General features: G+C 42.8%; 23 protein-coding genes. 15 read left to right on the plus strand and 8 right to left on the minus strand.

All coding sequences use genetic code 11. The features are described 5' to 3' along the window. The first annotated feature begins 52 nt into the window (after positions 1-52). From AC59JO_RS03355 to AC59JO_RS03365, 3 genes are all read left to right on the plus strand, one after another. Positions 53-1,090, plus strand: a complete 1,038-nt coding sequence (locus AC59JO_RS03355) for a fatty acid desaturase (protein ID WP_413669192.1) — start codon at positions 53-55, stop codon at positions 1,088-1,090. A 429-nt stretch (positions 1,091-1,519) separates the two neighbouring features. Beyond that, entirely contained in the window at positions 1,520-1,753 is a 234-nt protein-coding gene (locus AC59JO_RS03360; protein ID WP_497303412.1) for a hypothetical protein, read from the plus strand. Between the two features lie 137 nt (positions 1,754-1,890). After that, entirely contained in the window at positions 1,891-2,799 is a 909-nt protein-coding gene (locus tag AC59JO_RS03365) for a hypothetical protein (protein WP_497303414.1), read from the plus strand. Between the two features lie 76 nt (positions 2,800-2,875). On the opposite strand, the gene AC59JO_RS03370 is transcribed toward AC59JO_RS03365, so the two are convergent. Then, on the minus strand, positions 2,876-5,095 hold the full coding sequence (locus tag AC59JO_RS03370) for a putative Ig domain-containing protein (RefSeq protein ID WP_497303415.1): 2,220 nt from the start codon (positions 5,093-5,095) through the stop codon (positions 2,876-2,878). A gap of 291 nt (positions 5,096-5,386) precedes the next feature. Here AC59JO_RS03370 and AC59JO_RS03375 point away from each other — a divergent pair, with 291 nt between their 5' ends. From AC59JO_RS03375 to AC59JO_RS03410, 8 genes are all read left to right on the plus strand, one after another. Further along, the gene (locus tag AC59JO_RS03375) at positions 5,387-5,743 is read left to right on the plus strand and encodes a hypothetical protein (protein ID WP_497303417.1); all 357 of its coding nucleotides are present in this window, start codon (positions 5,387-5,389) and stop codon (positions 5,741-5,743) included. 114 nt (positions 5,744-5,857) lie between these two features. After that, positions 5,858-6,220 (plus strand): hypothetical protein, encoded by a 363-nt coding sequence (locus AC59JO_RS03380; RefSeq protein ID WP_413669197.1) that lies wholly within the window; start codon positions 5,858-5,860, stop codon positions 6,218-6,220. 189 nt (positions 6,221-6,409) lie between these two features. Next, positions 6,410-6,766: a hypothetical protein gene (locus AC59JO_RS03385; protein WP_413669198.1), complete on the plus strand. Its 357-nt coding sequence runs from the start codon at positions 6,410-6,412 to the stop codon at positions 6,764-6,766. Positions 6,767-6,913: 147 nt separating this feature from the next. Continuing rightward, entirely contained in the window at positions 6,914-7,285 is a 372-nt protein-coding gene (locus AC59JO_RS03390; protein ID WP_091217873.1) for a hypothetical protein, read from the plus strand. A 305-nt stretch (positions 7,286-7,590) separates the two neighbouring features. Further along, entirely contained in the window at positions 7,591-9,948 is a 2,358-nt protein-coding gene (locus AC59JO_RS03395; RefSeq protein WP_497303420.1) for a TonB-dependent receptor, read from the plus strand. A 2-nt stretch (positions 9,949-9,950) separates the two neighbouring features. After that, positions 9,951-11,399, plus strand: a complete 1,449-nt coding sequence (locus AC59JO_RS03400) for a PepSY domain-containing protein (protein ID WP_497303422.1) — start codon at positions 9,951-9,953, stop codon at positions 11,397-11,399. 3 nt (positions 11,400-11,402) lie between these two features. Next, the gene (locus AC59JO_RS03405; RefSeq protein WP_413669201.1) at positions 11,403-11,624 is read left to right on the plus strand and encodes a heavy metal-binding domain-containing protein; all 222 of its coding nucleotides are present in this window, start codon (positions 11,403-11,405) and stop codon (positions 11,622-11,624) included. Positions 11,625-12,086: 462 nt separating this feature from the next. After that, on the plus strand, positions 12,087-12,380 hold the full coding sequence (locus AC59JO_RS03410; RefSeq protein ID WP_091217888.1) for a hypothetical protein: 294 nt from the start codon (positions 12,087-12,089) through the stop codon (positions 12,378-12,380). Between the two features lie 14 nt (positions 12,381-12,394). On the opposite strand, the gene AC59JO_RS03415 is transcribed toward AC59JO_RS03410, so the two are convergent. Both AC59JO_RS03415 and AC59JO_RS03420 read right to left on the minus strand, forming a co-directional pair. Then, on the minus strand, positions 12,395-13,633 hold the full coding sequence (locus AC59JO_RS03415) for a DUF3179 domain-containing (seleno)protein (RefSeq protein ID WP_497303425.1): 1,239 nt from the start codon (positions 13,631-13,633) through the stop codon (positions 12,395-12,397). Between the two features lie 115 nt (positions 13,634-13,748). Beyond that, entirely contained in the window at positions 13,749-15,128 is a 1,380-nt protein-coding gene (locus AC59JO_RS03420) for an outer membrane protein assembly factor BamB family protein (RefSeq protein WP_497303427.1), read from the minus strand. Positions 15,129-15,347: 219 nt separating this feature from the next. Here AC59JO_RS03420 and AC59JO_RS03425 point away from each other — a divergent pair, with 219 nt between their 5' ends. The 3 genes from AC59JO_RS03425 to AC59JO_RS03435 all read left to right on the plus strand — a co-directional run bounded on the left by AC59JO_RS03425 (position 15,348) and on the right by AC59JO_RS03435 (position 18,269). After that, positions 15,348-16,055: a DsbA family oxidoreductase gene (locus tag AC59JO_RS03425; RefSeq protein WP_497303429.1), complete on the plus strand. Its 708-nt coding sequence runs from the start codon at positions 15,348-15,350 to the stop codon at positions 16,053-16,055. 111 nt (positions 16,056-16,166) lie between these two features. Beyond that, entirely contained in the window at positions 16,167-16,838 is a 672-nt protein-coding gene (locus tag AC59JO_RS03430; RefSeq protein WP_497303431.1) for a hypothetical protein, read from the plus strand. 189 nt (positions 16,839-17,027) lie between these two features. Then, positions 17,028-18,269 (plus strand): MFS transporter, encoded by a 1,242-nt coding sequence (locus AC59JO_RS03435; protein WP_413669206.1) that lies wholly within the window; start codon positions 17,028-17,030, stop codon positions 18,267-18,269. Here the strand turns inward: AC59JO_RS03435 and AC59JO_RS03440 are convergent. After that, a complete protein-coding gene (locus AC59JO_RS03440; RefSeq protein WP_413669207.1) occupies positions 18,232-18,519 on the minus strand; it encodes a hypothetical protein in 288 nt (95 codons plus the stop codon). The genes AC59JO_RS03435 and AC59JO_RS03440 overlap by 38 nt on opposite strands. Positions 18,520-18,614: 95 nt before the next feature. Here AC59JO_RS03440 and nhaA point away from each other — a divergent pair, with 95 nt between their 5' ends. After that, positions 18,615-19,940, plus strand: coding sequence for a Na+/H+ antiporter NhaA (nhaA, locus tag AC59JO_RS03445; protein ID WP_497303433.1), 1,326 nt, complete (start codon positions 18,615-18,617; stop codon positions 19,938-19,940). Here the strand turns inward: nhaA and AC59JO_RS03450 are convergent. The 4 genes from AC59JO_RS03450 to AC59JO_RS03465 form a co-directional block, all read right to left on the minus strand. Then, a complete protein-coding gene (locus tag AC59JO_RS03450; protein WP_497303435.1) occupies positions 19,937-21,064 on the minus strand; it encodes a glycoside hydrolase family 26 protein in 1,128 nt (375 codons plus the stop codon). The two genes, nhaA and AC59JO_RS03450, sit on opposite strands and share 4 nt — an antisense overlap. A 121-nt stretch (positions 21,065-21,185) precedes the next feature. After that, positions 21,186-22,946 (minus strand): alpha-L-arabinofuranosidase, encoded by a 1,761-nt coding sequence (locus tag AC59JO_RS03455; RefSeq protein WP_497303437.1) that lies wholly within the window; start codon positions 22,944-22,946, stop codon positions 21,186-21,188. After that, a complete protein-coding gene (locus tag AC59JO_RS03460; protein WP_497303439.1) occupies positions 22,943-24,166 on the minus strand; it encodes an AGE family epimerase/isomerase in 1,224 nt (407 codons plus the stop codon). The genes AC59JO_RS03455 and AC59JO_RS03460 overlap by 4 nt, the downstream gene beginning before the upstream one ends. A gap of 462 nt (positions 24,167-24,628) precedes the next feature. Beyond that, the gene (locus AC59JO_RS03465; protein WP_413669212.1) at positions 24,629-25,825 is read right to left on the minus strand and encodes a glycoside hydrolase family 130 protein; all 1,197 of its coding nucleotides are present in this window, start codon (positions 25,823-25,825) and stop codon (positions 24,629-24,631) included. Between the last annotated feature and the right edge of the window lies 1 nt (position 25,826).

Below are 25,826 nucleotides of genomic sequence, written 5' to 3' on the forward strand. Positions count from 1 at the left end.
AAAAAATGAACTTTTGTGCACGTTATCGTTATATTTAACGTTTTAACACTATATGATTAAAAAGACTGATTTTGTTTATTCCCAGGAGTCTGAACCTCATCGCATCCGCACAAAAAAAATCTTAAAGCAGTTTCCGCAATTGCGTAAGCTTATAGGCAAAAACCCGGCAACCATTTGGGCTATTGTTGGTTTAGTAGCTTTCCAGGTTGTTTTGGCCTGGTTTGTACGCGATCAATCATGGTGGATAGTTTTTGGAGCGGCCTATTTGCTTGGAGCTTTTGCCGATCATGCGTTGTTTGTAATGATCCACGAATGCACACACCAGTTGTTATTCAAAAATCGCAACGCTAACCGCTGGGCATCTATGTTTGCCAATTTACCGCAGATACTGCCAAGCGCTATTTCGTTCGAAAAATATCACATCAAACATCACTCTTTTCAGGGTGTACATGAGCTTGATGCCGATTTACCAAACCGCTGGGAAGCCAAACTGATCAGCAATTCGTTTTTTGGTAAAGCAATCTGGCTTTTGTTTTTCCCGGTATTTCAGCTTTTCCGTTTATCACGTTTAAGGGAAATCCATCCGTTTGACGGCTGGATCCTGACCAATTGGTTATTACAGGCTGCATTTACAACCGCTATCGCTTACTTTATGGGATGGCATGCAGTAGCGTTTCTGCTGTTAAGCTTCTCTTTTTCGGTTGGCCTTCACCCATTGGGTGCACGCTGGATCCAGGAGCATTACCTTACCGTTACTGAAGAACAGGAAACTTATAGTTATTATGGCAATTTCAATGCCGTAGCCTTTAACGTAGGCTTTCACAACGAACACCATGATTTTCCTTCTATCCCATGGAATAAACTTCCTGAGATCAGGAAAACTGCCCCTGAGTACTACGATACTTTACACTATCATACTTCATGGACAAAGCTATTCTTCCAGTTTTTGTTCGACAGGGAGATCTCGCTATTTAACCGCATTCTGCGTAAAGACCGCGGTCGTGTAGCATTAACAGACGTTTCAAAGCCAGATATCGATCTTACTAAAGCTGAAGCATCCAAGCAGGAGCTTGCAGATGTTGAAAAATAAGAATAACAAAAAAGGGCCTGAAATAAGGCCCTTTTTTATTGCGGCAACCTGCTAATTGTCATTACTTGCGATAGCGTGGCAACCGCACGGAAGCATATCCGCCCTGTATAATGTGCGATTGCTTCGTCGTTCCTCCTCGCAACGACATATAAAAAATCACTTTCATTTCCCCTTGCATCACAGCAAATAATTTTCGTATTTTGCTAATAAAATTAGCAAAATAAAATATCTAAGTGTAGCCGATCAGCTCATGATTTTTAGCCGTTATATCGGTCAGCAAGTTATGATCATCAGTCTTTTAAACAAAGCGAAGTCAATATTGGCATCCTTACGGGGGTAAAACACAATGCAATTGCCGTTACCACTGATAATATCATACGCTGGATTCCGCTTTATGATAACTTCAGGCTTTGTGAAATCAAACTGCTTTTGAAACCTTTAAAAAAGCTTACTGCCGAAATTGTTTCTATAGCTAATGACCTTCCGGTAAAAGCATTCATCACCCCATATTACCAGCAGCAAGGTTACGATATGCCCGTTTTTATTGAACCCGGACATCCCTGCAATTGCAAATATGCTCAGGAGCTTGAGCTGGCCGATTACCGCAGCCCTGCCGAAATATGCCAGCAAAACGCTTTATTACATGCCTTTGAATCGGCATAATAGTTTCATGGTACGAATATTGTGTGCTATCTGCGCTGTTTGTTATACATTTTTCATATAGTCGTAACAAAATCAAATAATTAATATCAACTTCATACTAATGCGCGTAATTTGCGTTATTGTTTGCAAGAAACAGAATGAGCCGGTCAAAAAAATTAAATATACTTCTACCCATTGTATCCCTTCTTTTCATGGGGGCCTTTGCCAAGCACAGGCTTTTTGACAGACAGGATATCACAGGTACCTTAAGTGATAAGGAGATGGATGAAACGTCGGGTATTGCGGCATCATCCATTAGTCCGGATATTTACTATGTACATAACGACAGCGGCGATACCAGCCGTTTCTTTGCTATAACTGCCGGTGGCAAGCTTAAATCAACTATCTATTTTAAAGGCGACAGTACGCATAAACTGGGCGTACAGGATTGCGAAGATATTGACGTAGGCCCCGGTCCACAAAAAGGTAAAAGCTATGTCTATCTTGGCGATATAGGCGATAACGCTCAAAACCGCCCCTATATTACAGTTTACCGCATGGCCGAAAAAAAATCCTGGGCCACCGGCGATGCCGCGAATGTAAACACCGAAGCAGTAAGAGCAGATTTTAAATATCCTGATGGCCCTAAAGATGCTGAAACAATGATGATCGATCCAATTGCCCAGCAATTGATCATTGTTAGCAAAAGAGGTGATACCGTTGCTGTTTATACCACTCCATTAAAATACAAAGCCAATACAACAACGGTATTAACCAAACGCTGCAAACTATACTTTGAAGGCTTTAAACCTTTTAAATGGATCACCGCCGGTGACATTTCAAAAGATGGGCAGCAGATCCTGCTGAAGAGCTATGATAAGGTTTATTACTGGCGCCGCCAGCACAATGAGCCAATATGGGAAACCATGATACGTAAACCACAGGAGCTTAATTATAAAGTTGAGAAGCAGGGAGAAGCCATAGGCTTTCAACCCGATGGCAAAGGTTATTACACTACGAGTGAGGGTGTTTTTTCGCCGATATATCATTATGATGTGCCGAACTGATTTTTATTAAACTACTGCATATAAAAAAGGCCTTTGTCGAGTAAACAAAGGCCTTTTGATATTAAACAAAATCAACTTACATAGCCCGGATTAGCTTTACGCCATGCGGTGGTATTTTGAAAGTATATTTATGATTAACTGCTATCAGGTATTTTTGTTCCCAAACATCACGGGCTTTGGCAAAGCCTTTTAACAGTTTGTCATTAGCATCAAGATTAACGGTTTGGTATTTATCAGATGTATTGAAGAAACCTATAGCCTTTTCGCCTTTGTTAAGTTCCTTTACCCAAATCTGCTGATCATCTGTTTTGGAAGCCTGCCTTGCGCCTTTGCCTAAAGCATCCTGGTCAATAGCCAGTACTTCGTCATTGGTTAGCAAACTAAGCGTAAACCTGTCTAAATGCCCCATGTCACAACCAATTAGTAATGGTGCAGACAATAAGCTCCATAAGCTGATGTGAGTATATTGCTCATCATAGGTCAAACGGCTGTTATGCAAGCTTGGCCCCCAGCCTACTTTACCAACAACCAGCATATCCGGATCATTAAAATGCCCCGGACCGGCATATGGCGAAGCAGGATCCTGGCTAAAACCGATATCGCTCATACTTCTCCAGGTATCCTGGATATCGCCTGTAGTACGCCAGCTGTTACCGCCGGTTTCTGCGCCCCATTTCCAAACATCGCCCCAGCCGTACTGGCAAAAGCTAAACATGATATCACGGTTCACTTTGTTTAAAGATGAACGCATTAGCTCATATGGTTTCTTAAGCGCCGGCAGGTCGGGATGTGGCGGGGTAACTTCTGAATATGAGCACCAGTCGTATTTTAGATAGTCAAAACCCCAGTCGGCATAAGTTTTGGCGTCCTGGTCCTCGTGTTGCCAGCTGCCCAAAAAGCCACCGCAGGTACGCGGGCCGGGCGATGAATATATACCGGTATGTAAACCAAGGCTATGCACATAATCTGTCAAGCCTTTCATATCCGGAAATTTGCTGTTTGCTACAATTGCGCCATCAGCTGCACGGTTTTCTGCTTCCCAGCCGTCATCGATGTTAATATAGTTCCATCCATAAGCGCTCAATTTATCTGACATTTCTTTGGCCGAAATTTTTACCTTTTCATCGTTTACGCTCAATCCCCAGGCATTCCAGCTATTCCAACCAAGGGCTGGCGTAAGGCCAATTTTATCACCAATGCTTATGGTAAGCGTTTTGGTTTTGCTGCCTAAACTATTGGTAACAGTAAGCGTTACCGGATACTCCCCTTTCTGGCCTATAGAGCCGGTGATAATACCTGTTTTAGCATCAAGCGCTAAACCGGCAGGCAACCCATCTGCTTTATAAATAAGCGGTTTTTTGCCGGTAGCCGGGATCAGATACAGAAACGGATTCCCTGGTCTGGCACCGTAAACATCGGCGCCATTTATTTTTGGTCTGGCCGATGGATAAGGCGTAAGGATATACGGTGTAGTTTCGGTTTTAACAATGTCTTTACCCGATTTTTGGTCGGTAAAAGTATAGGCAATGGTATATGATTTTTTTGCTAACCGGGCTATCACGAACGAATAGGTGAATGGTTTGCCGGCAGTAAAGTTTGCCGGGTTTGTTTTTTCATAGATCACCGCCCCGTTTTCAGGATCTGTAACTTTAAAAGCTAAAGTACCCTGGTACTGGTATTTATTGGTAGTGATCAGCTTAACTGATTTTGCCAGGCTGTTATTTTCTCCGAAGATGAAATCACCATCGGTATTTACCGCAACATGATCCATTACATCGGCCATGCCAAGGCTAAAATTATCACCATAAATGCCACCATCGCCACCGGTATCGTAAATACGGATAGCAAGAACATTTTCTTTATCCCACAAAATGGCCGGATCGGAAGCTGAAATATTATAAGTTCGCGGCCCATAATTTCCATCTTTAATAGTTCCGCTGTGCCCACCATATTTGGCGATCAACTTGCCGTTTAAATATACCTCATCATTATCATCAACACTGGCCAGGTGTAAACGAAGGCTATCCTTTAAATAGGATTTTTCTTTAAGTGATGAAGGAATCACTATATGGATCCGGTACCAGCCGAAACCATCATAATTAGGGTGTCCCTGCGCCTCCCAGGAGTGGGCAACATCAATGTTTTGCCAGTTTTGATCATTAAAAGTTGGGGACGACCATTGCGCAGAATCGCCAACGGCAAATTTCCAGCCTTTGTTAAGCTGAACATCCTGTGCAGAAGCGCCCAGGTAACTGCCGCTCAGCAAAAGCAATGCAGTAAAGATCTTTTTTATCATATAGGTTGTTTAAAATGTATGGCGAAACAGGATTTCGCCCGGTTAGTATGCAGATTTAAAGGTACAATCATTTTGAATAATTAGAAATGTGTTGTTAACATTTATATAGAGATAGTCATAAAAAGCCCCTAAATACAAGTAAAAGTAAAAAAATCAATCCGGCGTTGATCATCAGTCTGTTGCAGTACAATTTTTGTTTACAAACAGATAGCAATCCTAACGCTAAATTTAATGTACAGTTTACGTTTTGGTTTAATATCGATTATACATTTACCGATGAAAACAACAGCTATGAAAAAAACTTTTTTAACCTTAGCCCTTGTAGCCGCTTGCTTTGCGGCCTGTTTTGCCGCCATTGCCGGAATTGCCGGTAAATGGGAAGGTAAACTTGAAATGGAAAGCGGCGAAGTTTATCCGTTACTTTATAATTTCCAGATCGACGGCGATAAACTAACCGGAACAGCCAAAACACCTAAAGGCGATATGCCAATTGAAGACGGCAAAATAACCGGCAATGATTTCAAATTTACCGTAAATATCGAAGACATCCACATTGCTCACACGGGCAAATTCTACGGTGATTCGGTTGGGGTGGATATTGAAGCAAATGGATCAAAAATACATAGTACTTTAAAAAGAGCTCAATAACCTTGATTCTCCTGATTTAAGGATTACATAATATTTAAATCGTTTAAAATATCATGTAATCATTTCATCCTATAAATCAAGGTTCTTATATTTATAAACCAAAACTCACATTTTATGAAAAAGATTTTTACTACTACACTATTAGTAAGTTGCTTTATGATATGCCTTGCCGCTATAGCTGATTTAAACGGCAAATGGGCAGGTAAACTGGTTACAAGTGACGGGCAGGAATACCCTTTACTTTACAATTTTAAAGTTGACGGTGATAAATTAACCGGTACAGCTTTAACCCCCGAAGGTGATGTAGATATTAAAGAAGGCAAAACCAATGGTACCGACTTTTCGTTTACAGTAGCTACCAGCGGTATCGTGATCCCTCATACAGGTAAATTCATGGGCGATTCGATTAGTGTTGAACTGGATATCAACGGCTCAAAAAGCAACTCGGTGTTGAAAAGGCCGGTTGATAAGAAGTAAAAGATTATAAACTTTGAAGAAGGGACTGACCGTCTGAACCTGTCGAGGAGACCCTGCTTTCTAAAATATAAAAAAGGAAAAACCTTACCCTTCGGTAGGGTTTTTTCTTTTTTATTAAACTTAAAGGCAACAAAATTGTATATAGTTTAAAATTACTGCATGTAGGCATCTGCTTAAACTATATCAACAATGAAAAAAGAGTTCCTGGCGATTAGTGCGTTTGTTATCATTACCGCTTTTAGTTTTATTTCGATGGCCGATATCAACGGCAAATGGATAGGTTCATTAAAACTTCCGGGCGATGATCATTTTCCCTTAAGTTATACATTTAAGATAGACAGCGGTAAACTTACAGGTACAGCCCATGCCCCACAGGGCGATGTAGTCATTACCGACGGCATGATTAACGGCGATAACTTTTCATTCAGTATCCCGGTACCAGGGGGCAGCTCGCCCCATACAGGTAAAGTTTATGCAGATTCTATCGGCATGAACCTGGTTTACAAAGGCCAGCATATGCATGCTACGTTGAAAAGAGATAAATGAAGTCGGGAGTCTTAAGTTCTAAGTCTTAAGTCACTACTTACTACCGGGGCTTAAGGCTACCGACTTAGAACTTCGGGCTTAAAACTTAAGACTTACGACTTTAAACAAAATATTGCTTATTAAACGCGCAGGGCGTACCTTTGCGCCATGCTGCAACGTATTACAGCCTATTTACTCATCTTTTCGCTGATCACGGTCAACTTCTCGCGCTTTTTCATTTTCGCGGGTTTTGAGCTGAACAGGAATTACATTGCCACCAAGCTTTGCGAAAACAGGAACAAACCCTGGCTGCATTGCGACGGTAAATGTTACTTCGCGAAAAAGATCAAACAGGCAGAGGACAAGCAGGCCAGCGACGAAAGGCAGTCGCAAAAAAGTCTCTTTCAGGAGGTTTATGTCATCAGTTCAACTGATGTAAAATTCCACTCCAGCCTGTTGCAGGTTATTTCAACCCCCTACACCCCAACCGTACCGGCAGATCGCCCGGCTACGATATTCCAGCCTCCGCAGTTAGGATAATCATTTCATTTTTATTGGTTTTTGATTGATGATATTGAATAGTTATGCTTACGATATAACTACAACCATGTCATTACGAGCGCAGCCTGGCAATCGCACGTATGCAGAACCTATTTGCATGAGGCCGCTTTCGTTCCCAATCATTAAATCAACAACTCATTTCCTTGCAAAGGAGACGTCATAGTTGCAAACCTGCAGGCCTGCTTGCAAAGTTCGCGATTGCTTCGTCGTTCCTCCTCGCAATGACATGTAGTATGCTTCTACCCATTTTTTACACCGGGAGGTAACTCCTGTAATACTATATAATGAAACGATATTTAATCCTACTTATAACTTTTATACTTATTAAAACACTGGCTTACGGCCAAACTACTATACAAGGCACTGTTACTGATGCCATTACGCATGAGGCTATCGCCGGTGCGTCAATCTGCAATGCAGATGTTCAAAACAGCGCAAAACTGGGCATGACCAATGCCAAAGGCCATTTCAGTATCAATGCTCAGGGTATTACCCGGATTAAATTTGCCATGGTAGGTTACAGTGCGCGTATTATCGAAGTATCTGCCATAAAAGGCCAAAAGCTTGATATCGCGTTAGAACCCTCAATGGTGGATTTGCAACCCGTTGTAGTAACCGCCAGTCGCGAAGGCCAGGCCAGGCAGGATGCTCCTATCGCCATCAGTAAAATTAACTCTACCCAAATTAAGGATACCAAGGCTACTGCCCTTTACCAGTTACTGAACAAGGTAGCAGGTGTTTACATGGTGAACCTGGGTAACGAGCAACATACCATGGCTATCCGTCAGCCTATCACTTATAATGCGCTTTACCTGTATATGGAAGATGGCGTACCTATTCGCCCTACCGGCATCTTTAACCATAACTCACTATATGAGATCAACATGTCGGGTGTTAAGGACATTGAAGTAATTAAAGGGCCGGCATCATCGCTTTACGGCAGTAACTCAATAGGCGGCGCGGTTAACTTTATTACCCAGGGGCCACCTACAGGCTATGCAGGCAATGTTTCTGTTCAGGGCGATAATTACCATTACCGCCGGGTAGATGCTGATGGAGGTTTTACACAAGGCAAATTTGGTTTGTATGTTGGCGGTTATGTAGCCCACCAGGCCGATAGCTGGCAGGACTATTCTGATTTTGATAAATACTCGGCCAATTTCAAAACTACTTATGATTTCAGTGCAAAAACCAAGCTTACTACTTCTGCAGCCTACAATTATCTAAACACCCAAACTCCCGGCAGTTTGGACAGCACCCGTTTTTATAACAGAAGCTATGGAGCCAATCAGCGTTTCACTTATCGCAAGGTAAAATCATTCCGCGCCAGCACCCGCCTCGATCATCAGTGGGATGATAAAAACAGCACCTTTGTAACGCTCTTTTTCCGTGGCAATTCAACCGCGCAATTGCCAAGCTATTTTATATCCGACGTTCGCGATGCCAACGGTGTTTACAAAAGCAGCAACGGACAGGTGAATGATCAGAAATTTAACAGCTATGGTTTACTGGCACAGCATCGGGTTGATTTTGATTTCCTGCATTCGAGGTTAATAGGCGGTGTTTATATGGATGATAGTCCGAGTTCATACTACGCCCAATATCTTGACATCACCAAGGATGTAGCTAATAACTACTATACCGGCTTTACCAATACAGGCAGGTACATCGATAATTATAAGATCAAGTTATTTAACACAGCGGCTTATGTTCAGTATGAGATCAAACCGGTTGAAGCGTTAAGAATAGTAGGCGGCTTACGGTACGACAGGGTTCATTACAATTTTGATAATGAAATACCGGCTGGCCAAACTAAATACAAACAGCAGGAAACCAACAATTTTAATATTGTCGCCCCTAAATTGGGCATTACCTATAACTTTGGTAACAACAAAGGCTTGTATGCCAATTACAGCGTAGGTTTCCAACCGCCAGAGACTGGTGATTTGTATAGCTCGCGCCAGCTCACCCAGCTTAAACAGGCCACCTTTGATAACTACGAAGCAGGCGGCTGGTTCTCTGCCTTTAACAAAAAGCTGTATTTTGAGCTGAGCATATTTGATTTGGAAGGCCATAACGAAATCATTAACCAATTACTGCCCGATAACACCACGCAAAATCAAAACGCCGGCGCAACACGCCATCGCGGTATTGAATACTCGCTTACCGTAGCCCCTGTTAAAGAGCTTACCTTCAGGTTCAGCGGCACCAATGCAAGGCATACCTATGTTGAATACAGCGAAGTAACCACCAATTACACCACCGGCACCAACACGGTAACCAACTATGACGGCAAACGCATGAACAACGCCCCGGCCTGGATTGCCAACTCCGAACTTACTTACAAACCGCAATACCTTCCCGGTTTCAGGATAGCAACAGAGTGGCAACATATCAACCAATACTATACTAATCCTGCTAATACCAAAACCTACTCGGGTTATGATATTTACAACCTGCGCTTAGGTTATGATGTAAAAAGCAGCGTATTGAAAGGTGCAGGCATTTGGTTCAATGTACTAAATTTAACCAACAAGCTTTACGCTACAACGGTTACCAGCAGCCAGTATGGCGACACTTATAACGCCGCGCCACCGCGTACCTATACCTTAGGTATCAGTTATTCATTTTCAAAATATTGATCATGGCATCAGCAGCAGTAAAAAGCAAATTTTACAAATGGCACCGGGTACTGGGCTTAACAGCCCTTATCCCGGTCATATTCTGGACATTGAGCGGGCTTTCGCACCCGTTCATGTCCAACTGGTTCAGGCCATCAATTGCCGAGGAAGTGTTTAAGCCATTACCGCAAAGCCAAATGAAACCGCTGCTCAGTATTCAGCAGGTGCTGGACAAAAACAGCATTACTGCCATCCGGAATTTTGGCCTGGTTAATTTTAATCACAGCACTTTTTATCAGGTATTGGGTAAGGATAGCGTATATAACTATTATTCGGCCAATGATGGCGTATTGCTAAAAGATGGTGACAGGCTATATGCCACTTACCTGGCCCGCTATTTTACACAGGATTCAACATCCAAAATCAAAAAAATAGATTACCAAACAACTTTTGATGGGCAATACCAGCCTATCAATCATCTTCTACCTGTTTGGAAGATCAGCTTTGACCGCCCTGATGGGATGGATATTTATGTAGAAACCAGCCAGAGCCGCATGGGTACGTTTAATAACAATACCCGCAAAGCGTTCCTATGGCTGTTTGAGCAATTTCATACCTGGCAATTTCTGGCCGATATCGGTGGCGATACTTTCCGCAACATTGTATTACTCATTATTATGACCGTAATGCTGTTTGCGCTCATCAGCGGTTTAACAGTTTATGGCTTGATGTGGAAAAAGTTTAAATCCATCACCCAAAAACGTAAAGAAAACGGCGGGGAAGACAAACGGTTCGTCCATCGTTTCCACAGACAAATAGGGCTCATTGTTTCTTTTGTGATGTTTACTTTCGTGATCAGCGGGGCATTTCACCTTGCGGTAAAGCTGCATAATACAGAAACACCAAAGGCCGATTACGGACAGGTGATAGACAGGAAACAATTAGCCATATCAAACCTGCAGCTTCCTATTGCCGATAGTCTCATCAAAAGAGTAGCGATAGTTAGCTTTGACGGTAATAGCTATTACCAGGTTACAGATAACAAAAAGCAGGTCTCCTATTTCAATACTGCAACCGGCAAGGAGCAGCTTAACGCCGATGAAGAATACGCCCGTTTTTTAAGTACCTATTATCATACTAACCAGGATCCCGGCAAGTTTTATGGCAGGGTAAAAGTTAGCCGGATAAAGCAGTTTGACAATGAGTATGGTTTCATTAACAAACGCCTCCCGGTTCAACGGGTAAGCTATCCGGATGGCAGCAATTGGTATATTGAAACAACTTCATCAAAACTGGCTACAAAAGTTGCAGGGATTGACCGGGTTGAAGGGCTGTCTTTTATATTTTTACACAAGTATTTTGGCATGACCTGGGCGGGTAAGGATATCCGCGATATAGTGAGCATGCTGGCTGCCCTTGGTGTGCTGGTAGTGTCATTGTTCGGGCTTGCCTCATTCATTAAAAACAAATAACCAATGAAAAAAAGCTTTATCATTTTAGCCTTAGCCTGCTTTGCACTTGGCGCCTGCAACAGTTCTGTTAAAAACACCGGCAAAGCCGACAGCACTGCAACCGCGAAGAAAAAAGGCAAATATACCTGCACCATGCACCCCGATCTTACTTTTGATAAGCCCGGTACCTGCCCCAAATGCGGTATGGCTTTGGTTGAAAGGGATACAACGGAGGATAAGAATTAACTATATGAAAAAGTGTCATTGCGAGGAGCCGCACGAGCCTGCGTAACGGGGCGACGCGGCAATGGTATATTTCTTAAAGTTTATCAGAAGAGGCTGTATCATTGATCAGTCTCATTTTTGTTTTCAGATACTTAAGCGATACATAGTTTTCATTTAATTAACTTTATTAACAAAATGGGGGTTAACAGGGTTAACACAATTTAGCGCTAATTTTTACTTAAAATATTTACAATAAGATAGTTAAGTGTTTTTTAGGCCAAAAAAGTGTTAACCCCCTTTTGCGCAATATTATCACCAAAGTTTAATTTATAATTAACACAACACCGGGTTGTAAATTTGCTTTATGATACAACCTCTTTTGTTCGTAACAATTGCGCCTTGTACCCGTCTCATACTTGCAAACAATACAACAAATATCCCGTTATACCCCTTGTTACAAATAAATCACTAATTTTGGCGCTGATGAAAAAGGTGGAAGTATTAAAAATGATTGACCTGGTTGAAGAGATCAAGAAACTTGATGATCTCATACAGCAAAGCCGTAAGAAAAAAACTTCCGACTTTGTGATCAACCAGTACGAGGCCAAAAAACTTAAACTCATTGGCTCAACTATCACCGAACTGGCATCAGCTCCTATCCAGTCTATTGAAAGCTACCAACTTATCCAAAAAATCCTGAATAAGTATTATCCGTCTATCTCTGAAGATAATCTGCTGAACGATGATGACATCAGCAAAATAGCAACCGCTATTTAATTAAAGCTGTTGCCTTAAAACGGAGGGTAAATAGATGCCGTTTGCTCCAATGATTCATCACCTTTCCAGAATGAGGTGCCGGGATGAAAATGTTTCCATGAATGCCAGTATTCCTGGTAGGCCTGTATTTTAGCAAGGCGTTGCCCTTTTTGCGTACCGGTTAGGCATAGACCGTCCCAATCCCAAACCGAAGCTGTTTCCTCATCAGTAAGCATGCCCTTATCATCCAGTTTAAAATGAAGAGTTTTGCCGCTTACTGATGTATTCCAGGCGTGATAGCTGAGGCTGTCCTTCTCAATAGCTATCAGCAGCGAACTTTTATTCCATTCGTCATTAAGCAGGCGTTTGGCATACATATGGCGCCAGTCATAAGCTTTGGCTTTTCCGTTGATGATCACACCTATCACCCAACTTTTGCGAAACAGGGAATCTTTATTCTTTATAGTACTGTCGCGATCTATAGCCTGAACGCGATCATAGTTTTTCAGGTCGGCATAATCGGCGGTATATAATCTGTCGGGTTGTAATATCAATGTTTCGGGGTGCTTCTGTAACCAGGCTGCAAGTGTCAATTGCTCATAAGGCAGTTCGGTTAGTTGCTGTCCTTTAAGTTTGCCAACGGCGGCATTACCCGTAGCCTGGTACCACCAGGTTTTAGTACTTTCATCCTCAATAATGGCGTTATAATGCCTTGCCCCTACCAGCCTGAAGTTTTGCCTTACACCATTTATAACCGGACTATAAACCCTGCCGGTACGGCACATGGTGCAATAAGTAACCAAAACAGGTTTGTTGCCCACATCATCCTGCAGTTTATGATGATAGCCTAAATATATCAATGGATAAGCCTTGGCCACACCGTTATTCACAACACCAACCACCAGGTAGTTTAACGGCACCCTGTTTTTTAACCCGTTGACAAAAACAGCGTTTGCAGTTTCTTTAAACATAGTTTCGGCTTTGTACATATAATCAGTTATATAAAAGCTGCCTATACAAAGCACAAAAACTGCGGCCTTAACAATCTTTTGTTTAAAAGTATTTTTAGCGTAGAATTTAAACAGGTACCAAACTATGAACAGCATCCCTATTAACCGCAGGGGCATGATCACCTTTTCGAGATAATAGCAAACGGTTATGGCATTCAGATCCTGGCTGCCGGGAAAGGGCATTAACAGGTAAGCATGAATAAGACCCGGCACTACCAGCAGGATAATGCCTATCCAGAATATTTTAGCACTGTTCCATCTCATGCTTGTTCAATAGATCTTGAGCAATGGGCTTAATCTCAATAATTTTATAATCGGTTTATAATTTCCTAATTTATAAAAATTTACAATTACAAAAAATTATCTGCCAACAAATAAATCACTTAATCAGGTTTATCGCGTATAACGATCCATCAGCGCTGCCAAAATAAATCACCCCATTGTCAATTACCGGCGATGACACAACAGACCCGAGTGTATATAATTTATTCATGACATCGATGCCTGTTTGATAAAGACTGTTATCGGCTCCTCCTGCTGCATGAGCAAAATTAAGTGTATCATCCTTTAAAACATTAGCAGCATTTAACTTTCGGCCCGGAACTATAAATACGTCCGTTGCTTTGCCCGATAAAAGGTTCACCGCAAAAAGTTTACCGGTAAAATCACCAAAGAAGGCCGTATTTGCTGATAGTGCCGGCGACGAATACAGGTAACCGTTACCTTTATAAACAAATTTGGGTTTACCGGTGTGCGCATCGGCTGCTACAAACTGGTAGGTATCTGATGTACCAAAGTAAACCGTATTATTTTGCACGGCCGCCGTGGTCAGTATCCATGAACTATTGGCGCTGTATTTCCATACCTGCGTACCTTTTTCGGCATTAAGCGCATAAAAATAACTGTCCCTCGATCCAAAATAAACCATGCCATTGCTGCAGGTTGGCGAAGCCTGGATACCCTCAAGCAAATGATAAACCGGCTGACCGGCTGTTTTAAACTTCCATACCAGTTTGCCATCCGCAGTATTTAGGGCATACAGGTATGTATCCCAACTGCCAAAATAAACCTTGCCATGATATACCGCCGGACTGCTATGAATAATACCATTTGTTTTAAAAGACCATCTTAGTTTTCCTGTACCTGCATCCAGGGCATAAAACTTACCATCGCTGCTACCAAAATAAACTGTCGGATTATTTATGTCATCATTAAAAACAGGCGACGACAGGAAAAAATCATACAGGTCATCCATGTATTTATTAAGTGGTTTCATAGTCCAAAGGCCTTTAGCACCCACTTTTCTCTCTCCGCCGGTTTTAAATTTCCATTTTAACTTCCCGGTGTTCGCATTCAGCATATAGTAGTAACCATCATAGCTGCCAAAGCAAATGCTACTACCGTGTATAGCCGGCGATGAGCTTACAGCTCCATTGGTGGCAAATTTCCAAACCTGCTTACCACTTTGTAAATCAATGGCATAAAGATTATGATCTTCGCTGCCTATATAAGCTTTACTACCGGCAATTAAAGGCGATGAAAATATTTTTCCTTTTGTGGTAAATTTCCATTTTAAGCCCCCGAATGTGCTATAGTTCATTGTAGTATAAACACCGTTATGCTGTGCGTTTGCAGCAAAGGATTTGTTTGTTAGCGGGGCGTTTTTTTGAGCGAGGACAGTGAAGCTGCCTAATAAAGCAATGACAGTAAAGTATTTTTTCATGAAAGGATTATAATTCAGGTATACAAGTATAGGCATACTTTAAGCGTATAAGCATTATCAACAACTGATAATCATAATTAGTATTATCTCCGTGCACTTGATTTTCCCTTACTTTTTTTTAAAGCTGAAGCTATGTAAAGCAATTAATGCGCGTCAAAATAATTTTATCGCACCGAACCCTTTTAATTTTACTTTGCCCTTACGGGGATAGCAATCCATATGCGTTAAATTTGTTTAAACATTTAAAACGAAATAATGAAAGTAGAAATATGGTCGGATGTGATGTGTCCGTTTTGTTATATAGGCAAGCGCAGGTTTGAGGAAGCACTGGCAAACTTTGAAGGAAAAGAGCAAATTGAGATTGAATGGAAAAGCTTCCAGTTAAACCCCGATCTAAAAACAAACCCTGATATCAGCATTAATCAATACCTGGCAGATATTAAAGGCTGGACGTTGGAGCATGCCGAACAAATGAATAATCATGTTACCCAAATGGCTGCACAGGCAGGATTGACTTATAATTTTGACAAATCGGTTGTGGCTAACAGCTTTAACGCTCACAGGTTAGCCCACCTCGCTAAAAAGCACGGTTTAGGCGATGCTGCTGAAGAGGCTTTGTTCAAGGCCTATTTTACCGAAGGGGGTAATATTGATGATACTAAAACGCTAACAGAACTCGGTACAGCGATAGGCCTGAATCCCGAAGAAATTAAACAAACACTCGAAAGCGATGCTTATGCCGACGATGTAAAACACGATATTGCCGAAGCTCAATATTTAGGCGTACGCGGCGTTCCGTTTTTTGTAATGAACCGCAAATATGCTGTATCAGGAGCACAGGAAGTGGCTGTATTTAATGATACTCTTGCAAAAGCATTTGCAGGATGGCAGCAGGAAAATCCCAAACCTGCATTTGATATTATTGAAGGCGAATCATGCAGTCCGGACGGAGATTGTAAATAATGTAAACTTTTCTTAACATTATTTGTATCAAATAATTCTGCATTCACGTACAAATGGCTAAAATGCTTATATTTAAATCATTAAAGCCATAAACTATCACGCCCTTTGTACATGAAAAAAATCTACTATAAAGTATTTATGCTGTTCATGGTAACAGCTTCGGTAAGCAGTTGCAAGCTTGATCCCCCTCTTGGCCCTGATAAAGAAAAAAAAGCAGTTGATGTAACCCCTACCACAAATACGGGAACTGGGACTGGGACCGGTACGGGAACTGGGACCGGAACAGGAACGGGAACAGGAACGGGAACAGGGACCGGCACAGGAACGGGAACAGGGACAGGAACTGGCACGGGTACCGGAACTGGAACCAGTACAGCCGATGATGGCTCTGATTACCCGGCTGCCGCACAGGGGACTATTTCGTATCAGGTTAACGGAGGCGCTAAAGTTGTAGTGAACGGGCCATCGCTTGTGTCTAACGATCCGAATATCTTTTCCGATAAAGGTCAAAGTATCATATCCAACTTAAACGGAAATACCTCGCTTACGTTTCAGCTACTTGCAAGTACCCTGACCACCGGCACTTACGACATTGTTGATTGTGGTGTAGATTTAGGTACAAACGTTAACGCAACTTTTTTTGGCGGCAAAGTTACTTTCACTACGTTAAATCATTCAAGTGCCATGAAAGGAAATGCAGTGGGCACATTTAAAGCTGAGTTTAAAGATTTAAGCACAGGCACAACATATACAGTTGTTGGCTCATTTAATGTAAAAGGCTAAAAAGAACAGTATATTTCAGAAAGCGGTCATTTACCTGTAAACTGGTGAAAATGATCGCTTTTGCATTTTAAACAGCGTTAATTCACCAAAAAGTAAAAAACGATTTAGCTTGTTAAAAGTACAATTAATTACCTTATATTTGTGTCGTTAATTCATAGTGTCAATTAGACACTATGGCATCACTAAAACATGAATAATACCCCTCCAAAAACAGACACTATAAACAAATTAACGCTTCGCATTGCTGTGGGCGCCATGTTTTTTATGGCGGGATTAAGTTTCTCAAGCTGGGCATCGCGAATTGCTACGGTTCAGCAAAATTTAGGTTTGTCTGATGCCGGGTTGGGTGCAGTATTATTTGCCCTACCGGTTGGCCTTATGTGCTCCTTGCCTTTTTCGGGCTGGATCATTACCAAAATAGGTAGTAAAAAGCTGGCAATAGGTGCCCTATTAGTTTATGCAGCCGCTTTGGTAAGTTTGGGACTGGCTCAAAATACTTTTCAGCTTATCGTATGCCTTTTGTGCTTTGGCTTTTCGAGCAATTCGGTAAACATTGCTGTAAATACACAAGCCGTCGCTACAGAGCAGCTTTACCAAAGACCAATTATGGCCTTTTTTCACGGACTGTGGAGCCTGGCCGGTTTTGTAGGTGCAGGTATAGCTACCTTCATCATGATAGCTAACCGAATTTCTCCTTTCCATCATTTCACAATAATGCTCGTCGTGATTGCCATAGGCGTTGCTGTAGCTGCCCGTTACCTTAAAGATGATAAGGTAACCGACGCCGGGCCGGTATTTGTCATGCCCGATAAGTCACTGATAACACTGGGGATCATTGCATTTTGTTCTATGATCTGCGAAGGCGCCATGTTCGATTGGAGCGTAATCTACTTTAAAAAAGTTGTACTTGCCCCTGTAGAACTTGAAGGCATAGGATTTACCACCTTCATGCTCACCATGGCCGGAGGCCGCTTTGTTGCCGACTGGTTTGCACACAAATTTGGTTTAAAACGCACTTTGCAAGTAAGCGGCTCATTAACCGCAACAGGCTTATTGATAGCAGTAGCTTTTCCCTATGTTTATACAGCAATGGCTGGCTTTTTACTGGTTGGCGCTGGCGTATCATCTGTAGTGCCTATGGTATATAGTGCTGCCGGTAAATCAAAAACCATGTCGCCGGGAGTTGCATTGGCTGCAGTATCAACCATTGGTTTTATGGGTTTTTTGGTTGGCCCGCCGGTTATTGGTTTTATTGCCGGAATTGCCACCCTCAGGGCATCTTTTATCCTGATAGCCTGCATGGGGATTTCGGTGGTAGTTGGATCAACCATGGCTAAACTTGATTCGGACAATGCCAAAGAAGAATTACCCGGCGAAACAGCAACGGTTGATTTTAGCCCCCCTGTTCCAAATCCTCAACAGCAGGATTAAGCAGGTATTCAAACTGTTCATACCCGTTGTGAAAAATAAATTTCAGCCTTTCTTTCGGTAAATTAATATCCAAAGCCATCAACGCAAGCGTTTCAGGCAGGTTATCCCTAATCAGCTTAAGGTCTGTCACATGTGGCATTTCTACAAAGATATCATCTCCCTGCGGCTTAATCTCCCAACCATTTACGTGGGCATTTTTCAATGTGTTTATCCATTTTTGCTGATAGTTGTTCATAATATCCTGTTTCATTGATAAATGTTTTATAGCGGCTTTTTGTTTTAATGAGACAGTAATCGGCTGGTCAACCTTCCGAAAACAAAATAATTCCTTATTTTACATCATCTATGAAACAAAGCTACCCTATTGATAAAATCACGCAGCCGGTAAGCAAATTCATAAAGCAGGAGCATACCGGTGGCATAGTGCTTCTCATTAGCGTAATTGTGGCTATTGTATGGGTAAACTCGCCATTTCAGCATAGTTACCACCAACTTTGGGACCTTAAACTATCGCTTGGCTTTGATAAATATGTGTTAGACCATCCCCTGCATCTTTGGATCAATGATGGCCTCATGGCTTTATTTTTCTTTGTGATTGGCCTGGAACTAAAGCGTGAGTTTATGGCCGGCGAATTATCATCCGTAAAAAAGGCTTCGCTGCCTATGTTTGCCGCTTTAGGCGGGATGCTGGTACCGGCTTTGATCTTTTTCCTTTTCAACGCAGGTAAACCCTCTGCCCATGGCTGGGGAATCCCAATGGCTACTGATATAGCCTTCGCGCTGGCTTTATTGTCTATGGCAGGTAAGCATATTCCGTCATCGGTAAAAGTTTTCCTCTCGGCATTGGCTGTAGCGGATGACCTTGGGGCAGTGCTGGTCATCGCCTTATTCTATAGCAGCCACATAGCACTAATACCGCTTACCGTTGGTGTTTGGTTATTGGTATTACTACTTATCGGCAATAAAATGGGGATCAGGAGCACAGCATTTTACCTGATAACAGGCTTTGCTGTTTGGATAGCCTTTTTACTTTCGGGCGTGCACGCAACTATTGCCGGGGTACTGGTGGCTTTTACCATCCCTGCCCGTACCCGCATCAGCGAGACCGCGTATGCTCAATCAATAAAGCAATACCTCACCGATTTTGAAAACGAGCAACCCAACAACAGTACCCTCGTAACACCAGAACAGCATCACATCATTGATAAAATAAAAAAGCTAAGCCTTGATGCCGAAACACCGCTCCAAAAAATAGAACATGCCCTGCACCCCTGGGTGGCTTTTATCATCATGCCGCTTTTCGCTTTGGCTAATGCGGGGATTGTAATAAGTCATGACTTTTTTTCATCACTCATTAACCCCGTTAGCATGGGGGTGGCCATAGGCTTACTTGCCGGAAAGTTCACGGGGGTATTACTCTTTACCTGGCTTATGGTAAAATTTGGTGCACAATTACCCGCAGGTTCATCATGGAAACAAATGACTGGTGTGGCACTACTTGCAGGCGTGGGCTTCACCATGTCATTGTTTATATCGGCATTAGCCTTTGACAGCGCAGCTATGATTGATCAGGCAAAGTATGGGATCTTATTAGCTTCTTTACTGGCCGGAATATCGGGAGTGGTTGTTTTAAAAGCCCCCCAGCCCCCTAAAGGGGGAGCTTTTGATTAGCGGGTTTTCCAATTCGGTTTACCATAAATACCTAAAGGCGTTATACGGTTTTGGAAAATGGTTTGCGGACTGTTATAAAACTTCATAAAATCATCGGCACTTGACTGACCGGGATATGGTACGTAATAATGATGCTCGTTTCCGTTACGCCAGGCCATTACGTAGGATACTTTATGTTTGGCAAGGGTTTTCAGCAGTACATCCGTCCACCAGTTGGCCATGGGGACACCTTCATAACCGGTTTCGGGCAGGCATGATAATTTATGATGCTTTGCGGCGATGGCATCAACAATAGCAAGACGTTTATCCAGCTTAATTTGATAGTGCTCCACGCTATTAGTACAATAGTTATCAAAGCCGATAAAATCTGCATAAGCATCACCAGGGTAGCGTTCCAGAAACTCATCTTCCGATTCAAAATCAGCCGCCGAATATACGATGAGCAGGTTGTGCAACTTCTTTTTATCGCGCAGATAATCGATAGTAAAACACCACAGCGCCTTAAATTCATCGGGCGTGCTGGTGTTTTTGCACCACCAAAACCAGTTACCGGTAAGCTCATGAAAAGGCCGGAACAATATGGGGATAGCTTCACCTTCCGGCCCCTTCATATCGACTAAGTAATTAGCTGCCCAGTCAAGGTAAGCAACATATACATCGTGAAATGCGCCGCCCGGGATAAGATCTTTTACAGTGTGTTGAGTGGTATCCCAGGCTGTTTTCCCGTTAGCTGGATTATCCATATGCCAGCAAAAGGTATTGATACCACCACGTGCATAAACATCCTTAACAAACTGCTTTTGCTGCTTAAAAGCTATGCCGTTAATATCATGAATGCTATCATGCTCAATTTTGGCCAGATCCCAACCGTACAACGCCGGATATGATCCGGTAACACTTTTCACGTCCGAGCGCCCGTGTTCATTACGCCAGCCAACGCCATAAGCCAGGTCATCATGATGGCCAAATATCACCCCCGCATTCAGCAGGCGCTGCATACCGTAAAAAAGCTGCCGGGTTTCGGCGGTAGCTTTTTTATCGGCAGTTTCAAACAGTTGCGCCATTGCGGTTGAGCTCTTGATCAGCAGGCATAAAATGATAATTGCTTTAAAAACATTGCTCATGATGACTGTTCTTTTAAATGGTGTATCCTTGCTATGAGAAGACTTACGAAGTTTTAAAAACCTCGTAAGTCTGGGTTCTATTAATGCATTCAAAACTAAACATAAGCTATATTCAGACGTATTATTTTTTATCGGTTACTAAAAAAACAACGCCTCTTGCCGGCACACTTACTTTAATACCCCCGCTGGTACTGGTTAAACTTGCAGCTATGGATTTATAATTTGACGGGCCTCCATAGGCTATTGTCGGGCCAATACCGTTCACCAGTACTTTAGTCGAGAACTCGCCGTTATCGGTACCACCTTTAAGCGTGTAGTAATAATAATTGCTGCCGGTATAGTAGTTTTTAAAATTGATGCTTACCACCTGGTCGGTAGTACTTTTGTTCACCAGTACTACACCAGCCTCGCCCGAATTGAACGATGAAGCATAGCTCACAATATCCGAACTTCCGCTAACCGAAGAACTGATCATCCTGTCGCCAAAATATTTCTGAAAGTAATACATGTAATAAAATGCCGGCCGTGGTGTAAAATCAGGGGCATCCGGCTGACCAATGCTAAACAAACCATGATCGTCGCCCGGGTGGTTAGTATCCCAGCTATTTGCCAGATCCCATCTGCTGGCCTGGCCATATTGATCTTTGATAATTTCGCCCAAAACCATTACGGCATGTACACCGGCAATATTTGAGATCTGTTGTTTTGAACCTGATGAAAAAATATTCCATTCGGTAAGTGCGATGGGCTTTTGTGCCACACCCGCCGTTTGGATGGCCCCTTTAACATAATCCATCATTGTTTTTGACGATTCCGGAGCGGTATTGAGGATGGTTAGCCCAGTAGAGTTTTCGTTGTAGTTGGTGTAATAGTTATGTACGATAAAAAAGTCGGCCTTGTCACCTATCTGACCTAATACACCGGGATTCCAATTAGGTACGATGGTGGGATTTGAATTGTCGGTGGTTTCATGCAATACAGCCCCAATTTTTATAGTTGTGCCAATATCGGCAGCGGCTTTGCGCATCGAATCTGCAAAAACTTTGAAATGCCTACCATACAAATCGCCAGTAATTATAGCCGGCTGACCATCTTTATTTTTGCTTACATCAATGCGATAACAGGCTTCCCAATTGCCATAACACTCGTTACCAACTTCCCAATATTTGGTTTTGCCCTTATCATACCTTACCCATTGCGCGGCCAGGTGTGCGGCAGTAGCCACAGGGTCATTGCTGGTACCGTAGCGGGCATAGGCGTAATTTACGGTGATGATACCGGTAGTATTTGTTTTTTGCAGCAGGCTGTAATAATTACTTAAACTTAACGACCAGCTATCATTTACATTACCGCTCCAGTAACCGGTATTCGTATCAACCGTACCATCCGGCTTCAATGGATGATCGGGTGCATCGGCAGGCTTGCCATACGCAGGTAAATCCCAGAAATAAATATCAGATAAGCTGCCTCCCGGCGCACGGATAATATTTGGCGACAGGTTGGTAATATTAGTTACCGTACCGGCATCGGTATATTGGCCGGTAAAAGGGTTAATGTTATTACCAAACATGTATTTGGATACTTTTGATACTACCTGGCTAAAATCGGCCGTTATGGTGATGGATGTGCTCCCAGCAGGTTTGGCGGCATCAACAGTAGCAGGTTTGGTGAAAGTTTTCCCCTGCCAGTCGTCCAGGAAAAAACCCTGGCTTGCCGCTACTGCAGGATCAGTTGGTGCCGTGATAGGGCCGGTTGCGCCACCATTACCCGGGTCAACGACAACGGGGGTTGGGTCGGGCGCTGGCTTACTGCCCTTTTTGCATGCCCCCACAATCAGGAGGGCGAGCGGGATAACCGCTACGAACATTTTTATTAATTTCATTTTAATGTCTTTATCCGATTAATAATTTCAATACACGCACGGCTGTTGTGGTAGGGGCATTTCCAAAGGCCAGCTTTGTCCTCGCCGGGCATAATACTGCCATCAGCCCTGATGCCCCAAAACCATTCGCCGTTTTGTTTATCCAGTATTTTATCTTTTACAAAAGCCCAGTTATCAAGGGCAAGTTGAAGGTATTTATCATTCCCGCTTAACTGCCAGGCATTATAAAAACCAACCATGGCTTCGGCCTGCACCCACCAATGTTTTTCTTTGATGAGATGATCTTCTGCCGGTTCATATTCATACCATAAACCGCCATCCGCATCTAAGCCATGCATAGTTGCCTCAGCTATCGTGATACAAATCCTGTTAACCCTTTTTATCATTTCCTGGTTATTAATAGCCCCGGCCGCTTCAAGTAAAAGCCAGGTGGCTTCTATATCATGCCCATATGATACCGTGTTTGACCGGCGATTCCAGTCCTCGTCAAAAAACAGCACAAGGTGTCCGGCTTCAGCATCAATAAAATGATCAAAGAAGTTATTGATCAGGGTTTCTATCTGCTGTTTAAGTCCATCATCAGGCCAGATGCGGTAGAGGTTGGTATAAGCTTCCAGTACATGCAGATGGGTGTTCATGGTCTTTTTTTCGTTGGCATCTTTGGCACTCAGCCGCAAATCACCAAGGGGCTGCCAATCGCGCGTAAAAGCTTCGAGATAACCGGTTTTATCCCAATCATAGCTTTTGTCGATCAAAAGCCGATACAGGCCGATAGCTTCCTCTTTTACTGTTTCCAGTTTTGAGGCGGTATAATATTCGCTAAGCGCATAAATGGTAAAAGCATTGGCATACACCTGCTTTTTGGTGTCAAGCTTGTTACCCTCGTAATCGACCGACCAATACATGCCGCCAAACTCTTCATCAACAAAATGTGCTTTGATATAATCATATGCCCGGGTTGCCGCCTGCAAATAAGCTTCATCAGGGTTTTGATTGTATGCAGCTGAGAAGCTCCACAGGATCCGTGCATTTAACACCGAACCTTTCGCGGCATCAGCAGTAACCTGATTTTCGTTATCAATCTTCCCCAAAAAACCACCGTTCACTTCATCAACCGTGCGGCTGAGCCAATAGTTGAGTATGTTTTTCAACTCTTCTGTTAGCTCGTTGCTGAAGGCAGTGAGTTGATCTTTTAAAACAGCGTTTGATGGTTGAAGCATGTTATTTGTCATAGTTTACAGGCACACCTTTTCCATAACAGTTTTTAACATGCTGTTAAGTGGTGTTTGGTTTTAGATGTTTAGTAATTAGTTCGGGTTTAGTGCGGAGTGCTTCATCGATTGAAGAGAACACAGCCTTAAACCCTTTTTAAGTTCCTAAGTGTACACATCTTGTCAATGAATATCAATCATAAAAACCCAATGTCATTTCGACGAACCAGTTTGGGAATGTGCGGGCGCGGTGAGGAGAAATCTTATACATCCAGATTTAAACCATGCATACAGATTTACAAGGCGTATAAGATTTCTCTTTCGCTCCCCCTCAGTCCTCCTCTGCTCTATCGAAATGACACTTTCTTTTACTTAAAGAAATGTGTACAAAGTATCGCCTTTCAAGAGAGGGGAATCGCACCTACCCCAAACTTGAAAGATAAAGAATATGTATAATCAGAGTCTAAGTGTTCAGGCGCTGGCTTCCTGTAACTGACCTAAACCTTTGTTTTTATCGATAATATTATAAACCGCCTGCACTGATGATGCCGAACGCAAACCATCTTCCGGCGTGTTCATGGTGTAGTCAATCAGTTTATCAATGGTGGTGGTGGCTACATGCATGCGGGTATCTGAAGAAGCATAATAAACATAAACAGTACCGTCATCATCGGCTATCCAACCATTGCAGAATACTACATTTGATACATCACCTACACGTTCCTCTCCTACCGGGGCTAAAAAATAACCGGCTGGCTGGTAAATTACCTTTGTTAAATCGTGCAGATCGGTCATGAACATGTACAGTACATAGCGTAAACCTGCGGCTGTATTGCGAACGCCATGTGCAAGGTGCAGCCAGCCTTTTTCTGTCTTGATCGGTGCAGGACCCTGGCCATTCTTGGCTTCGTATACGGTATGATAGTTTTTGTTATGGATGATGGTTTCCTGGTCAACAACCGCATTCTCCATAGTATCACATAAACCAAAACCTATACCGCCGCCGGTACCTGCGCTGATAAAACCATCCTGCGGACGGGTATATAGTGCATACTTACCACCAACAAACTCAGGATGCAACACCACGTTACGCTGCTGAGGCGAATTGGTTTTCAAATCGGGCAGGCGCTCCCATTTCACCAGGTTTTTTGTGCGGGCAATACCACATGCCGCTATCGCCATCGACTGATCATGCGACGGCGCTTCCGGATCTCGGCGTTCAGTGCAGAATAAACCGTAGATCCAGCCATCTTCATGCAGGGTAAGGCGCATGTCGTATACGTTAGTATCAGGTTCAGCGGTTTGAGGCAGCTCAACCGGGTAATCCCAGAATCTAAAACCATTGATGCCGTCAGCGCTCTCGGCCACCGCAAAAAATGATTTACGATCGGCCCCTTCAACGCGCGCTACCATGAGGTATTTACCGTTAAACTTTATGGCTCCGGCGTTAAAAACAGCGTTGATACCAAAGCGTTCCATTAAATGAGGATTGGTTTTGGCGTCGAGATCGTACCGCCATTCAAGCGGTGTATGAGCCGCTGTAAGCACAGGGTATTTAAACCGGCTAAAAATACCGTTGCCTGTTTCCTCAACCTCGTTTTCCCGGTTAATTAATTGCGCTTGTTCGGCTTGTAACTGAATGAGCCTTTGGTTAAATTCCTGCGTCATA

Source organism: Mucilaginibacter sp. A5337 (assembly GCF_059690695.1).